At 59.6% G+C, this 15,343-nt stretch carries 14 protein-coding genes and 1 pseudogene; 3 read left to right on the plus strand and 12 right to left on the minus strand.

The window, feature by feature from the left end:
* Positions 1–140 precede the first annotated feature (140 nt).
* The 9 genes and pseudogenes from J3361_RS16240 to J3361_RS16280 form a co-directional block, all read right to left on the minus strand.
* Positions 141–1,115, minus strand: a pseudogene (locus J3361_RS16240) (phage tail protein); the annotation flags it as partial.
* On the minus strand, positions 1,116–1,751 hold the full coding sequence (locus J3361_RS16245; protein WP_207965434.1) for a phage tail protein I: 636 nt from the start codon (positions 1,749–1,751) through the stop codon (positions 1,116–1,118). It lies immediately after the preceding pseudogene.
* The gene (locus tag J3361_RS16250) at positions 1,748–2,743 is read right to left on the minus strand and encodes a baseplate J/gp47 family protein (protein WP_207965435.1); all 996 of its coding nucleotides are present in this window, start codon (positions 2,741–2,743) and stop codon (positions 1,748–1,750) included. Before J3361_RS16250 ends, J3361_RS16245 begins: the two co-directional genes overlap by 4 nt.
* A complete protein-coding gene (locus J3361_RS16255; RefSeq protein WP_207965436.1) occupies positions 2,740–3,072 on the minus strand; it encodes a phage baseplate protein in 333 nt (110 codons plus the stop codon). The genes J3361_RS16250 and J3361_RS16255 overlap by 4 nt, the downstream gene beginning before the upstream one ends.
* Before the next feature lie 11 nt (positions 3,073–3,083).
* Complete coding sequence (locus J3361_RS16260) at positions 3,084–3,695, minus strand: phage baseplate assembly protein V (RefSeq protein WP_207965437.1); 612 nt, start codon at positions 3,693–3,695, stop codon at positions 3,084–3,086.
* Positions 3,696–3,698: 3 nt separating this feature from the next.
* Positions 3,699–4,211: a hypothetical protein gene (locus tag J3361_RS16265; RefSeq protein ID WP_207965438.1), complete on the minus strand. Its 513-nt coding sequence runs from the start codon at positions 4,209–4,211 to the stop codon at positions 3,699–3,701.
* A gap of 32 nt (positions 4,212–4,243) precedes the next feature.
* Positions 4,244–4,594 carry a phage holin family protein gene (locus J3361_RS16270; RefSeq protein ID WP_060738977.1) on the minus strand — a complete coding sequence of 117 codons (351 nt, stop codon included), beginning with the start codon at positions 4,592–4,594 and terminating at the stop codon, positions 4,244–4,246.
* A 130-nt stretch (positions 4,595–4,724) separates the two neighbouring features.
* A complete protein-coding gene (locus J3361_RS16275) occupies positions 4,725–5,153 on the minus strand; it encodes a hypothetical protein (protein ID WP_207965439.1) in 429 nt (142 codons plus the stop codon).
* A 544-nt stretch (positions 5,154–5,697) separates the two neighbouring features.
* Positions 5,698–6,432 (minus strand): XRE family transcriptional regulator, encoded by a 735-nt coding sequence (locus tag J3361_RS16280; RefSeq protein ID WP_207965477.1) that lies wholly within the window; start codon positions 6,430–6,432, stop codon positions 5,698–5,700.
* 532 nt (positions 6,433–6,964) lie between these two features.
* On the opposite strand from J3361_RS16280, the gene J3361_RS16285 reads away from it, so the two are divergent.
* The 3 genes from J3361_RS16285 (at position 6,965) to fdxA (ending at position 11,190) form a co-directional block, all read left to right on the plus strand.
* Positions 6,965–7,318 carry a DUF6124 family protein gene (locus J3361_RS16285; protein ID WP_207965440.1) on the plus strand — a complete coding sequence of 118 codons (354 nt, stop codon included), beginning with the start codon at positions 6,965–6,967 and terminating at the stop codon, positions 7,316–7,318.
* Between the two features lie 838 nt (positions 7,319–8,156).
* A complete protein-coding gene (gene mutS / locus J3361_RS16290) occupies positions 8,157–10,724 on the plus strand; it encodes a DNA mismatch repair protein MutS (RefSeq protein ID WP_207965478.1) in 2,568 nt (855 codons plus the stop codon).
* A 142-nt stretch (positions 10,725–10,866) separates the two neighbouring features.
* On the plus strand, positions 10,867–11,190 hold the full coding sequence (gene fdxA, locus J3361_RS16295; protein ID WP_030139464.1) for a ferredoxin FdxA: 324 nt from the start codon (positions 10,867–10,869) through the stop codon (positions 11,188–11,190).
* Positions 11,191–12,528: 1,338 nt separating this feature from the next.
* Here fdxA and rpoS read toward each other — a convergent pair.
* From rpoS to J3361_RS16310, 3 genes are all read right to left on the minus strand, one after another.
* Positions 12,529–13,536, minus strand: a complete 1,008-nt coding sequence (gene rpoS / locus J3361_RS16300; protein ID WP_003198289.1) for an RNA polymerase sigma factor RpoS — start codon at positions 13,534–13,536, stop codon at positions 12,529–12,531.
* Between the two features lie 106 nt (positions 13,537–13,642).
* Positions 13,643–14,488 carry a peptidoglycan DD-metalloendopeptidase family protein gene (locus J3361_RS16305; RefSeq protein ID WP_207965441.1) on the minus strand — a complete coding sequence of 282 codons (846 nt, stop codon included), beginning with the start codon at positions 14,486–14,488 and terminating at the stop codon, positions 13,643–13,645.
* A gap of 211 nt (positions 14,489–14,699) precedes the next feature.
* Positions 14,700–15,335 (minus strand): protein-L-isoaspartate(D-aspartate) O-methyltransferase, encoded by a 636-nt coding sequence (locus tag J3361_RS16310; RefSeq protein ID WP_170862085.1) that lies wholly within the window; start codon positions 15,333–15,335, stop codon positions 14,700–14,702.
* Positions 15,336–15,343 lie beyond the last annotated feature (8 nt).

Genomic DNA, 15,343 nt, shown 5'->3' on the forward strand with positions numbered 1-15,343 from the left:
CCTTGCAGGACAATAGTTGCAGTACCGGTCGACACGTTCAGCAGGTTGATGGTGCCGCCATTGAAGCCCGTGCTTGCCTTCGGCAAGGTGATGTTCACTGGGTTGGCCGAATTGATGATGAACGACTTACCAAAAGCATCCGCGGTCAGAACGGTACTCGCGTCCAACCCACCAATGCTTGAATGGTTGCCGAGCGCACGCTGCACAAAGGCAGTCGTCGCGAGCTGCTGATTGTTGTTGCTGACAGGAGCAGTCGGGGCAGTCGGGACGCCCAGCAGCACGGGCGAATTGAGCGGCGCAAACCCTTGCGTGATGTTCTGAAACGCCAACGCCGTAGTGCCCAGCACAATCACACCATCGGTAATCAACTGCCAGATCGTATTGCCAAGCGTCGTGCCCTCCTCCACCGAGACAATCAATCCTGAAGTCACTTCGGCACTCGCATCGGCATCCTTCGCCCGAACCCAGGCGCCGTTCGCGGCAACGTAGATACCGTTGTCTTTCGCCAACGTCTGTGACTTGACCAAGACCCGATTCCCGGCGATCACCGCAACACCATCGATCGCCTGCGCACCGCTCAAGACAATGTTGGCCGTCGTCGCCACCCGCACCGACTGCTTCCTGTCGAGCTTGGCAAGCTCATCAGCGACGTAACCTGCAACCCAAGCCCGTGTCGCCTTGACCACCGTATCGTCAATCAGCAACGTCACCAGCTCGGCATTGCTGGTCTCGAAAATCGATCGGATATAAAACTCTTTCCCCGAACCGGACGTCGCCAACACCGGTTTGAACGACTCCGGATATTTGACAATCGCATAGAGAATCCCGGTATCGGTCCAAATCCCGGCCTCACGCACATACCAGCCGCCCACGTCGGACGGGATGGTGACTTCGGCCAGCAGCCAGCTTGGATTGTTTTCATCCTGGAACAGCGCATTGAGCGGCCCGCGCCAGACTTCGCGCTTGAGCGCCGTCGCCGTAGCGGCCGGGTTGTATTCGGCGCCGCCACCGTCACCGACGGAAATCTGCGACAGTTTGATCGGCGTGCCCGCCGCCTTGCAGGCGGTTTCGTAGGCGATCCCCGCATCGGTGAGCAGGGTGTAGTAGTCGGCCATTTAGGACCCCTGTGGATAAATAGTGGAGGTTTCGACGGTGTAGAGCCCGGCGGCCATGAAGGCCTGGCCCGAGGCTTCGAGGCCTTCGATGACGATCGGATAAACCGTGGTCAGCTCGCCGCACAGCGTCGCGGCGCCGATGACGTGACGGCCAAATGCGCTCAAGCCGACAGACACCTTCAAGGTGTCACGCTCGCTTTTGGCGTCGGCCAGGCGACGGTCGAGACGGGCGTCGATGGCTTCGCTGTAGGGCTGCTCGGTAAATGCCCTGACGGAAAAACTGTAGGGCGGGCCCGGTGGCGTTTGCTCATACCAGGCGCGCACTTCAGGCATTAGCTGCAACCCCTTGGCCGCATTTTCCAGCGCCTTTCGCGTCCCGGCCTGCCGAGCGGTGGGCCAGGCGAGCTCAACGGTCAGGCGCTTCTCAGCTTCGGGCGCCTCGGAACTCCATTCACTGACACCGCGGTCGGCTCCTAGATAAGGCAAAAACGCCAAAGGCGTGGCCGCCGGGTTCATCAGTTCGGGAAACGGCGGATCGATGCGTTCCAACAGCCGGGCAAACCCAAGATCCAGCGCCCGCTCCAGCGGTGAACTATTGACCGGCAACAGGTTCGGTCGAGATGTGTCGTCACTCATAACGTATCCACCTCGACCTCGACGCCCGTGCAGTACGGCGCCTGGAAAGCCGTCGTCACAATCGGCGCAAGCGGTTCGAGAATCTGCAGTTGAACCGCGCCAGCGCTGTGCAGGGTGTAGTCGATCCAGCTCGGGTCCACTCGGCCTTCCAGGCGATGACACGCCTCGGCGTATTCCTGCAATTGCTGCTGTGCGGCAACCTGGGTCAGGCCCGAGTCAGGCCCGGGATTGATCTTCGCCACGACGCGGATCTTGTAAGGTTTGATTTGCGCGGCCTGCACGATGACCAAGTCCGTCTCGGGTCGTACATCCGGTCGGGCGAAGTGCTCGCGGACGCCGTCGAGCAACGCTTCGGACGGCGTTCCATCGCCGTCGCGAGACAGCACCGTGACCGTGACTTCGCCGGGCGCGGTACGGCGTCCGTTACCGTCCTTGATCTGGGCGGCGTAGCTGTCCGGGTCGAAGGTGTAGGTGACCGTCACCACACCCGCCGAGGCGTTCTCGACTTTTACGACGGGACGCTGCCCCAGGGTAAAAATCTCCCGCCGATACTGCATGCGCGAGCCAGCCGCCGGCGCATGGGGCGCCAGGTAGTAGCGCAACCGCGCATCGTCATCGCTCTCGTAGACCGGGGGAACGGGCGGGAACGCCGCCGGGTCGCCCGGGTCGAGCAACTGGCGTTCGAGCCCCATGTCCGCGAGGCGAGCGTCGAGGTTGGTGCCGGTGGCCCACCACGCCAACATCTGCTTAATGCGGGCGTTGTATTTGCGTTCGTGGGTTTGCAGCCGGACACAGAACGCCTCGAGGGCCAGGGTCAGCAGTTCGCTTTCGTTCTCGAGGCTGTCCACCAACTTGACGGCGCTGGCGGGCGAGCGTGCGGCGACGTACTCGACCACAAAGGTCTTGAACTCGGCGAGCAAGTCCTCGAACGCTTCGACGGTGACGATGGCCGGTTCGGCCAGTTGGTTCTGGCCGGGTATCAACATGCTCATGTCACCACCTCGAAAGTCTGTTTGCGGTTTTTCCAGGTGCCGGCGAAACGCAGCAGCAATCCGGCACCGTGCCGGCTGGCGACGATGACCTGGGGCTCGAAATCGTCGATGCCGTTATGGGGGTTGTAGAACGCTTGGGCCGCATGGCTCTGGGCGAGGATCAACAGGTCGTCGCCGAGGTTCTGCCCCAGCAACTGGGTCAGTGCGCAGCCATACAACGGGCGCTTCTGGCGGGTGCCCAACGGCGTGGTCAAGGCACGGGTGGCGCGCTGCACGAACTGCAGCCAGTCGTCGACCGTGGCGCCGGTATTTCGATCGATTCCAATCATGAGGAAATCTCTTATGCGGTGCTGATGACGCGTCCCTGGTGATCCACCACGGGGCCGCTCAGGTGCACACCGGAGGCGTCGAGACGAATGCCGACGGCGCCGAGTTTTAATTCGATGATTTGCGGCGTCATCACCAGACTCGATGGGCCTATGCTCAACTGGAGCGATTCACGGGAACCGCTGAACGTCGCCGGGCCGTTCCTCCAATGCAGGACATGGCTGGCGTGGTCGTAGCCATTTTCCGTGCCGTCTTGATAGAGGCGACGCGTCAGCGAGGCCTGGGTCGAGACGGGCGGGAACTGACCGCCGTTGAGGCCAAACAACGCCACCGCCTGCCCGCCGCTTTCGCCGCCGCCATGGTTGAGTAACAGGCATTGCTCGCCCACGGAGGGAATCCGCGACTCGCTTTGGGCGCCGGCGCTCGGGTTGAAAAAGCGGATCGCCGGCGTGAGCAGTCCGCCATGGCTGACTTTGCAGGTGTTGCTGGCCGCGTCGACTTCCTGGCAAACGCCGATGCGGCAAAAACTCTCCGCACGTCGATGCAAGTCTTCCAGCTCGGTTTCCATCTGCGCCAGACGCTCGATGATCGGCCCCAGATGCATCCGTAACAGCGCATCAAACATGGCTCAGCCCTCGAGTGCGGTGTATTGGTCAGGGTCGTCGATGTTCGACACTTCCCAGGTGCGGGCAAACTTCGGGATGCCCAACGGGTCATCCAACAGCGTCGGGCCGAGGTACAGGGTTTGGCTGAAGGAAAGGGTCCAGGCGGTGTATGGCCTTGTCAGGTTGATAAACGTGGATGGCAGGCCATCGATCTCCGTGGGCAAGTCGCATTGATCGCCCGACAGACCCCAGCGGTTATCCATGACCAAGTGCTTCAGCTCAGCGGCCAAATCGCAGGCCTCCCATCCCGGAACGGCCATGACCACTTGCAGGGAAACCGTCAGGACATGGGCGATACGCCCGTCGTTGGCGCGGTGGCCGGGTGCATCACGCTCGATGGCAATCAGTATCCAGGGTTGATCGTCGGTGCCATCGAACTCCTGAGGGCTGCCGACTTTCAAGGTGGGATAAGTGGCGCGCAGCGTCTGGGCAATGGCCGAGAACAACTGCGAGGGTTTTTCGATAAGGACGGGCATTGATCGCCTCCTTGTGTAGGGATCAGCGCTGTTCACTGCTGGTCGGGAGGAAGGTCTCGCGGTGGGACTTCGCACACGCCGATCCGCTTGGCGACCCAGCGCTCGTAAAGACCGATGGCCACATCGGCACCGGCCATGGCGGTCAGGCAACCCAGGGCGCAAGCGCTCCAGATCGACATCCCGAGGGCATACAACAGCATGGTTGCCGATACGCCGCAGACCACGCAGGCACCGGAGCGCAGAACCACGCGGCGCAGCAACGGCCAGCCACGGGCGCCCTCCTTGTCGGCGCGCCACATCTCGCCGGACACCCCGCCCACCAGGGCGAGCACGATGACCAGCCAGATCGGCATGTCCAGCAACGCTTGTTGCTCGTTTGTCATGTCTCGTTTCCTGGGGTGATTAAGATTGGGCGGGTAAGTTGTTTGAAGTTGAATGAGATGTGGGTCGGTGCAACCCATTAAGTTGCTAGAAATGGCGTTCAAATGTTTGTCAGGTCATTGAAGGCGGACATCACTTTGGCGCAGCACAGGTCGCGCCTTTGTAAGTCATGGTGTAGGTGTAGTGCCTGTCCCAAGACAGCGGTAGCGCACTGGGTGCGGCCCATTCCGCGTAGTTACCCGACATCGAACCAGCGACGGCTAACTTACCCATGGCAATGGTCGCGAGATTGTTGGCGCTCCCTGCACCCGGCATTGGCACACTCCCATTCCATTGGAGATCGTCCCCGTTCTGGAACCATGCGCCCTTCCAGCCGGCCTGCGAACTCGAGTACCAGGTATTGTCTGCTTTGAAACAGATCGTTTGGTTGGCATAAAAACCACCGCCCGGAACGTGGTAGTAAGCGAATTGCCAGGAACCGACAGGTGAGGTTTCAGCAATGGCTTGGATCGCCTGGGTCGCCAGGATTGTTGCGATCAGTACGCTGATTATTTTTTTCATCAATTTTCTTCCTTTAAATGAGTTGGTTTTTTGCGAGCGTCGATACAGGTTTTTATCTGAACACCTCCTGAGCCTTTAAAAGTGAGTGCATAGGAGTCTCCTTACTTATTTGAAGTGCCTCACGGCACAGGCATTCCAAAAAGCCCGGTTGCCCAGGCTTTTCAGTAATGCGCTTGATCTTTCGGCGCGACTGGCGCGGTACGGATCCATTCAAATTGTTCTTCCGACCGCGGTCCCTGCCCGCCGGATAACTGCTTCTGGTGCTTTACGCTGCACACCCGGGTCAGTTGCCAACCCTCTGAACCGTTAAGGCCGGTTCATCGCTGCCTGTTGGTGGAACTAAAGAGCTTCGTTGCCAGCCGCTTTGTCGAGCGGCTTGGACACAGAATATGCATGGATGCATATCCAGTCAATGCGCAAATGCATTTATTTATGCGTGATGAATGCGTAAATGCATGGGGCTCTCGTAAATACGGGGGTCGCGGGTTTTCAGGAGGCGAAAAAAAACCCGCACGACGGCGGGTTTTATCTGACAGTGGAGGGGTTAACGGGCGTACATGCCCCACCAGAAGACGTGACCGAGGATGACGATTTGCTCATCCTGCATTTCCTGGAAGGTGTAGTCCTCATCCGGGTGTTCATCGCGATTGAAGCTACGCAGGCGGATGCCGGTGGGCAGGCGGTAAAGCTGCTTCACCCGCAGTTGGCCGTTGTGATTGATGGCGTAGAGGTCACCGTCGACAATATCGCCGATCCCGCATTTGCCCGCATTCACCCCAACCGTGGCCCCGTCGCGCAGCACCGGCAACATGCTGTTGCCGCGCACCGTCACGCACTTGGCCTGGTCGAACTGCACCCCATTGTGGCGCAGGCTGCGCTTGCCAAAGCGCAGGCTTGAGCGCTCGCTTTCCTCGATGACGAATCTTCCTGATCCAGCAGCCAATTCAACCTCGCGCAGAAAAGGGACCGACACCTCGTCTTCTTCGACAGGTGTTTCGTCGTCCCACAGGCTTATGTCCTTGAGTTCGGAATGCGGCTCGTCGCGGCGGGCATTGCCGGCGGGCGCAACGTCCGCGCGCCCGCGCAACTGGTCGGTGCTCACGGCGAAGTATTCGGCGATCTTCGAGATGTGTTTATCCGAAGGGTCGACAATCTTGCCGCTGAGGATCCGCGAGAGGGTGGACTGAGGCACGCCGGTACGCCGGTGAAGCTCCGTGGGGGAGATCCCGTGCTGATCGAGCAATGCTCTTAATACGGAAGAAACGTTGCGTTTTTGCATAACGCGCATAGTGCTTGTTCTTTTCGCAGAAGACAAATGCTGTTTTGCATAAACACGCAATTCCAACCAGTTGCATTCATTGTGGCGAGGGAGCTTGCTCCCGCTTGAGTGCGAAGCGCTCACAAAAGGGTCTGCTGCGCAGCCCAGCGGGAGCAAGCTCCCTCGCCACGGAATCGCCCTACACGCCGTTGGGAAAAGGCTCCAAAGCCGTCCTTCAAATATGCGACGCAAGGCTACGTTTTCTTGCGCCTCTGCCTACAACTACGCCAGAATCCGCCGGCTTGTGCGCCTTGGGGGCCACCGGTACTTTTGATCCTGTCACTGCCCATCAGTGATCGGGTTTAGTCGCTCGGTATTCCAAGGTGCTCATTGCTCCATTCAGTCAGGTACTTCCTGCACTCAATGGTGGCTGTGCGCAGGGCGCCCTCGGGCGCGCCGGTTCCTTGGATCCCCGGTCGACTAACCTGCGTACAGCTGCCACCCCCTCGTTTAGTCGCGAGTGAGTGGTGGCTCAACTTCAAGGATCCAAACAATGCCGAAGAACACTCCAAATCCCCCAAACGATCACGTCTCCCGCAGCCAATCGGCCAACGCCAAGAAACTCGACGACGCGGCCACCCGCGCCCTGGACTATTACCTCAAGCCGAAAACCGACAAGGAAACCGCTGACACGCCCGACACCCTTTTCATCATCGCCCCCAACGTCGACGCCGAATGCCTGCTCGCCAACCTCAGCGAAACCCTGGCCTCGGCCAATGCCATGGTCAGTGACCTGGCATTCGACCTGAAGGGCTCGCGGCGGAATATCTTGCTGGGGGTTCAACAGATGATCGAGCTGAGTCAGTTGCTGGCGAACCGGGCGTTGGATGTGGTTGAGGTGAGGTAGGCACTCATGATGCAAGCCGAGACCTAAGAGAAACCCGAGTCATCACTGTGGGAGCGAGCTTGCTCGCGATAGCGGTAGTCCAGTTACAACTAAGTTGTATTGGCAACCGTCATCGCGAGCAAGCTCGCTCCCACAATTGGATCGGAGTCCAGATGCCAGAGCCAGGTCGGCTATCAGGCCGCCTCGCGAGCAAGCTTTGCTCCCACAGATCTGATGGGTGTACGACCGGGAGAGCCAGGCCGGCTGTCAGGCCGCCTCGCGAGCAAGCTTTGCTCCCACAGATCTGATGGGGGTACGACCGGGAGAGCCAGGCCGGCTGTCAGGCCGCCTCGCGAGCAAGCTTTGCTCCCACAGATATGATGGGTGTACGACCGGAGAGTCAGGTCGGCTATTAGGCCGCCTCGGTTTTGTTTTTGATCTGGGGCGCCCCGTTAACCACGCTGGCTGAACGAAGGTATTGCGCAGTGGGCAACCCGGCATGGATGCCGGGTTAGCCGCGCTGGGCCATGGATGGCCCTTCGCGGCGGCCCACGGAGCAATGCCTTCGTTCAGGCATGCCGAGCCTAGGCGAGGCACCGAGTGGTGGGGCAAAAGCGTTTTGCTTACTTTTGACTGGGCCGGCTTCCGGGCTCTTCAAAAGTGAGCCGCCGTCAGGGCGGAACCCTAAGTAGCCGTTACCGCAGCAACGGATATTCACCCAATCCCAAAAACAGTCATCCCCTGGGTCCCCCCCGACCACCCATGTTAACCTTGCGCCCATCGCGGAAAAGCCGGGCCAATGCCCCTCCTTTTGCCCCACACCTTTCAACGAGCTTCCCTGACACCCATGAATACCGCCGTGAACGACCTGTCCTCCCACACGCCGATGATGCAGCAATACTGGCGCCTGAAGAACCAGCACCCCGATCAACTGATGTTCTACCGCATGGGCGACTTCTACGAGATCTTCTACGAGGACGCGAAGAAAGCCGCCAAGCTGCTGGACATCACCCTGACGGCGCGTGGGCAATCGGCGGGCATGGCGATTCCGATGTGTGGGATTCCTTACCACGCGGCAGAAGGTTACCTGGCGAAGCTGGTCAAGCTCGGCGAATCCGTGGTGATCTGCGAGCAAGTCGGCGACCCGGCCACCAGCAAAGGGCCTGTGGAACGCCAAGTCGTGCGGATCATCACACCGGGTACAGTCAGTGACGAAGCCTTGCTGGATGAACGCCGGGACAACCTGATCGCCGCGGTGCTGGGCGACGAACGCCTGTTCGGCCTGGCGGTCCTGGACATCACCAGTGGCAATTTCTCGGTGCTGGAAATCAAGGGCTGGGAAAACCTGCTGGCGGAGCTTGAGCGGGTCAATCCGGTAGAGCTGTTGATTCCCGATGACTGGCCCAAAGACTTGCCGGCAGAAAAACGCCGAGGCGTACGTCGTCGGGCGCCTTGGGATTTCGAGCGCGACTCGGCGTTGAAAAGTCTCTGCCAGCAGTTTTCCACCCAGGACCTCAAGGGCTTCGGTTGCGAGAACCTGACCCTGGCCATCGGCGCGGCCGGTTGCCTGCTGGCCTACGCCAAGGAAACCCAGCGCACCGCCCTGCCCCACTTGCGCAGCTTGCGGCACGAACGCCTGGATGACACCGTGGTGCTGGACGGCGCGAGCCGCCGCAACCTGGAGCTGGACACCAACCTGGCCGGTGGGCGCGACAACACCTTGCAATCGGTGGTCGATCGCTGCCAGACCGCCATGGGCAGCCGCTTGCTGACCCGTTGGTTGAATCGTCCGCTGCGGGACCTGACCGTGCTGCTGGCGCGTCAATCCTCCATTACCTGCCTGCTCGATCGTTATCGCTTCGAGCAGTTGCAACCGCAGCTCAAGGAAATCGGCGACATCGAGCGGATCCTCGCCCGTATCGGCCTGCGCAACGCCCGTCCCCGTGACCTGGCGCGCTTGCGCGATGCCCTCGGCGCGTTGCCTGAACTGCAGGTGGCGATGACCGACCTCGAAGCACCGCACCTGCAACAACTGGCACAAACCACCAGCACCTACCCGGAGCTGGCCGCGCTGTTGGAAAAAGCCATTATCGACAACCCGCCGGCGGTGATCCGCGACGGTGGCGTGCTGAAAACCGGCTACGACGCCGAACTCGACGAACTGCAAGCGCTGAGCGAGAACGCCGGCCAGTTCCTGATCGACCTCGAAGCCCGGGAAAAAGCCCGTACCGGACTGGCCAACCTCAAGGTCGGCTATAACCGCATCCACGGTTATTTCATCGAATTGCCGAGCAAGCAGGCCGAGCAAGCCCCGGCCGATTATGTTCGCCGCCAGACCCTCAAGGGTGCCGAGCGGTTCATCACCCCGGAACTCAAGGCGTTCGAAGACAAGGCGCTGTCCGCCAAGAGCCGCGCCCTGGCCCGGGAGAAGATGCTCTACGAAGCGCTGCTCGAAGACCTGATCAGCCAACTCCCCCCGTTGCAGGACACCGCCGGTGCCCTGGCGGAACTGGACGTGCTGAGCAACCTGGCCGAACGCGCGCTGAACCTGGACCTCAACTGCCCACGCTTCGTCAGCGAGCCGTGCATGCGCATCAGCCAAGGTCGTCATCCGGTGGTCGAGCAAGTACTGACCACGCCGTTCGTGGCCAACGACCTGAGCCTGGACGACAACACCCGCATGTTGGTAATCACCGGCCCGAACATGGGCGGTAAATCCACCTACATGCGCCAGACCGCGTTGATCGTGCTGCTGGCGCACATTGGCAGTTTCGTGCCGGCTGCCAGTTGCGAATTGTCCCTGGTGGACCGGATTTTCACCCGGATCGGTTCCAGCGACGACCTGGCCGGTGGACGCTCGACGTTCATGGTGGAAATGAGCGAAACCGCGAACATCCTGCACAATGCCACCGAACGCAGCCTGGTGCTGATGGACGAAGTCGGCCGCGGCACCAGCACCTTCGACGGCTTGTCCCTGGCTTGGGCGGCGGCCGAACGCCTCGCGCACCTGCGGGCCTACACGCTGTTCGCCACCCATTATTTCGAACTCACCGTATTGCCGGAAAGCCAGCCCTTGGTGGCCAACGTCCACCTCAACGCCACCGAGCACAACGAACGCATCGTCTTCCTGCACCATGTGCTGCCCGGCCCGGCCAGCCAGAGCTATGGCCTGGCGGTGGCGCAACTGGCCGGCGTGCCAAGTGAAGTGATCAGTCGGGCCCGCGAGCACCTGAGCCGTCTGGAAACCACCAGCCTGCCCCACGAAGCGCCGCGCCCGACCAAAGGCAAACCGGCCGCGCCACAGCAAAGCGACCTGTTCGCCAGCCTGCCGCACCCGGTGCTCGATGAACTGGCCAAGCTCGATCTGGACGACCTGACCCCGCGTCGGGCACTGGACTTACTCTATACATTGAAGACACGGATCTAACACACAAGCTTTCAAGCTGTTAGAATCGCGCGCGGTTTGGGATGCTGCGGACTATTAGCCTGGTTCGCAGACTATCGCTCCCAAACCTGGCGACCCTACCGTGAAGGGGCTTCGCTGCCGCCGCCTGAGGAGAGAATTAGAAATGACCTTCGTCGTCACCGACAACTGCATCAAGTGCAAGTACACCGACTGCGTAGAAGTGTGTCCGGTGGACTGCTTTTACGAAGGGCCGAACTTCCTGGTCATTCACCCGGACGAGTGCATCGACTGCGCCCTGTGTGAACCGGAATGCCCGGCGAATGCCATTTTCTCGGAAGACGAAGTGCCGGCTGGCATGGAGAACTTCATCGAGCTGAACGCTGAGCTGGCGGACATCTGGCCGAACATCACCGAGAAGAAAGATGCGCTGCCGGACGCCGAAGAGTGGGATGGCAAGACTGGCAAGATCGCAGACCTCGAACGCTGATCATCCCTGCGTTCGTCGAAAAGGCCCCTTGCGGGCCTTTTTGCTTTTTCGGATCAAGAAATCGCAGGCAAAAAAAAGGGGCGGTTTGACCCGCCCACATTTTTTCCCTAATCCCTTTAATCCTATTCATCGTCCTGATGAATCGCGTCCTGCGATGTCCTTCCTTCCCATCGTCCTTAACGGGTGTGTCTGTCCGTCGACACAGGGCTGATATTAGTGTCTTCCCAGGCGAGTGCAACGCGGGTGATACAGGTGGGTTGCTCTGTCACACTATGTTCACCAAATAATTTCCTTTATAAATCAGGTGAATACGAAAGGATCACGGCGTTTATAGCGGTCTGTCCCGGCGATGAGGAACCGATCGCTTACGCAACACTAGGCAAAAGCTTACAAGCTGAACCTATAAATGGAGCTGGGTTGGGGAAGCGATGCTTCAGATATGCAGAAGCATTCGAACCAGTCGTGATGTTCTATGGTTTTAGGAGCGGGGGGGTTCAGGGGTGGTGTGTATATCCGTTGCTGCGGTAACGGCCACTTAGGGTTCCGCCCTTACGGCGGGTCACTTTTGGAAGAGCGCCAAAAGTAACCAAAAGCGCTTTGCCCCACCACTCGGCACCTCGCTTAGGCTCGGTGTGCCCTCACTCCGGCATTGCTCCGTGGGCCGCCGCGAAGGGCCATCCATGGCCCAGCGCGGCTATCCCGGCATCCATGCCGGGATGCCCACTACGCAATGCCTGCGTTCGGCCAGCGTGGTTTAACGGGGCGCCCAGATCCAAAGCAAGAGCAAGAGCAAGAGCAAGAGCAAGAGCAAGAGCAAGAGCAAGAGCAAGAGCAAGAGCAAAGCGGGGCACATGCCGGCATCTATGCGGCTGAGCCACCGATATCGCGAGCAGGCTCGCTCCCACATTGGATTTTCAGCAGTCACAAAACCCATACACATCGCAAAACCTGTGGGAGCGGGCTTGCTCGCGAAGAGGCCAGCACATTTCAATCTTCATGGACTGAGCCACCGCTATCGCGAGCAAGCTTGCTCCCACATTGGATTTTCAGCAGACATAAAATTCATGCGCACCCAATCCCCTTGCTCGCGATGGGGCCAGTACATTCAATCATCATCGACTGTAACGCCGCCTTCGCGAGCAAGCCCGCTCCCACAGGGGAAACGCGGTCTCATCAAGAACCAGGTCGGCGACAAGGCCACATCGTTTTTGAAACGGATATACCCCCAAACCCAGGCCCAAAAAAACGGCACTTCCCGTTTCTGGGAAGCACCGTTTTTTCAAACTGCACAGCATCACCGCCAGTCAGGGCGCGTTTCTGCTGCACTTACCTTCGGTGTTACTGAAACAACGACTCACTCGACAAGCCGTTCTTCTCCAGGATCTCCCGCAAACGCTTGAGACCTTCAACCTGGATCTGCCTCACCCGCTCACGGGTCAAACCAATCTCCAGTCCAACATCTTCAAGCGTGCTGCTCTCATGCCCGCGCAAGCCGAAGCGGCGAATCACCACTTCCCGTTGCTTGTCGGTCAACTCGGAAAGCCACTGGTCGATGCTCTGGGACAGGTCATCATCCTGAAGCAACTCACACGGATCGGTAGGTCGATCATCGGTGAGGGTGTCGAGCAAGGTTTTATCAGAGTCCGGCCCCAGGGAAACGTCCACCGAGGACACCCGCTCGTTGAGCCCAAGCATGCGCTTGACCTCCCCCACCGGTTTTTCCAGCAGGTTGGCGATTTCTTCGGGTGAGGGCTCATGGTCGAGCTTCTGGGTCAACTCACGGGCGGCCCGCAGGTAGACGTTCAGCTCCTTGACCACATGAATCGGCAACCGGATTGTCCGGGTCTGGTTCATGATCGCCCGTTCGATGGTCTGGCGAATCCACCAGGTCGCATAGGTCGAGAAACGGAAACCGCGCTCGGGGTCGAATTTCTCGACGGCGCGAATCAGGCCCAGGTTGCCCTCTTCAATCAGGTCCAGCAGCGAAAGCCCGCGATTGACGTAGCGTCGGGCGATTTTCACCACCAGGCGCAGGTTGCTTTCAATCATGCGTTTTCGACCGGCCGGGTCACCACTTTGCGACAGCCGCGCAAAATGAACTTCTTCCTCGGGGGAGAGCAGTGGCGAGAAACCGATTTCGTTGAGGTACAGCTGAGTGGCGTCCAGCGCCCGGGTGTAATCGATGTACTTATGTTGTTTAAGTGAAGCGGAGTGTTTGGATTTGGCACGAACGGAAGGTGGAGTCGCCCCTTCATCATTCGACATCGAATCCATAGCGATGCCGGTCTCCATAAGGAGAACCTCATCGTCGATGTCAAACTCCGGCACTTCTTTACTGAGAGCCATTGTTATAGTCCTTTGGTGAGTTCGACCTCAAGCTCGAGCGACGCCTTTATCCTTGGCAACGCTGGAGCCTGTTCCCTCTACGTGACGGAACAGGCTGACAATCAAATCAACGACGTGGCAGGAATTGCAGCGGATCGACTGGTTTACCTTGCCGGCGAATCTCAAAATGCAGTTTCACCCGGTCTGTTCCCGTTGATCCCATTTCGGCAATTGTCTGTCCGACCTTGACCTGCTGCCCCTCCCGAACCAACAGCCTGCGGTTGTGACCGTAGGCACTGACGTAGGTATCGCTGTGTTTGATGATGACGAGTTCGCCGTAGCCCCTCAAACCACTCCCGGCGTACACAACCGTGCCATCAGACGCAGCTAAAACAGGCTGTCCCAAATCCCCGGCGATATCAATTCCTTTATTCAAACTACCGTTTGAAGAGAATTTTCCAATGAGAACGCCATTAGAAGGCCATCCCCAGCCTGTCGGGGCGGGGCCTGCGGGAGGCATCGGAGCAGGGGTCGGTTTGCTCGCGACGGACGGTACTGCCGCCGTTCCAGCCCCCGCCGGCCGGCGGATGACTGTGGTTTTGCTCGACGATGAAGGCGTCGAACCCGACTGTGTCACCACCGCGGAAGGCGTTGAACCGCTACGGCCATCGAAACGAATCGTCTGACCGGGGTGAATCGTATAAGGCGCAGGAATGTTGTTCCGCGCCGCGAGGGCCTTGTAGTCCCAGCCGTAGCGAAAAGCGATGGAAAACAGCGTATCGCCGCGACGGACTACATATTGGCCGGTCGTTACCGTAGGACGTTGAGGTGCTGCACTGTTGCGATCGACAACCCGGACATTGCTCGACGGCGTACTGGAACAACCGACCAGCAAAGTGCTCAAGACAAGGCCAGTCACCAGGCGCTGAAAGCTCGTGATACCCATACGCTGCGCAATGACTGTGAGACTCACCCGCCGCTCCCTTTGTGGTGGCTGAAAAATTGGAGGCTGCCTGTCCAGGCAGCGTTCATACAAATATAGCTGGCGACGACTGCGCTTCTATTAATGAAGCGCAACTCACCGCCGCACACGTTTGCTCGACGCCATTGGGCTCTGTTCAGCGAATCGGTGCCGCTGTAAGACACAGGCGTGGCCGCGGAATTCAGCGCCCGTTTATAAATGCTCAGGCCAACGGTCCATTGAGTAACGGCACAAACCGCACCGCCCCCAGGACGTGTCGCGAAAAGCCGTGCTCTTCGCGCACGATCAGCATCAGTTGCTGAACCTCGCCGGCGCCCACCGGGATGACCAGCCGTCCACCGGGGGCGAGCTGATCCAACAGGGCTTGAGGCACGTCGGTGGCGACGGCGGTAACGATGATGCCGTTGTACGGCGCCAGGGCCGGCCAACCTTCCCAGCCATCGCCCCAACGAAACACCACGTTGCGCAGGTTCAACTCGACCAGGCGTTCCTTGGCGCGATCCTGCAGGACCTTGATCCGCTCCACGGAAAACACCCGCTCGACCAGTTGCGACAATACCGCGGTCTGGTAACCCGAACCGGTGCCGATCTCCATTACCTTGTCCAGCGGTCCCGCCTCCAGCAGCAACTCGCTCATGCGGGCCACCATGTACGGCTGGGAAATGGTCTGGTTGTGGCCAATCGGCAACGCCGTGTCTTCATAGGCGCGATGGGCCAGGGCTTCATCGACGAACAGATGGCGCGGCGTGCGGCGAATCACTTCCAACACCTGGGCGTTGGACAGGCCTTCTTCATAGAGACGCTGGATCAGTCGTTCACGGGTGCGCTGGGAGGTCATGCCGATTC

It is taken from the genome of Pseudomonas sp. OA65, from assembly GCF_017498305.1.
Classification (GTDB): Bacteria; Pseudomonadota; Gammaproteobacteria; order Pseudomonadales; family Pseudomonadaceae; genus Aquipseudomonas; species Aquipseudomonas zanjanensis.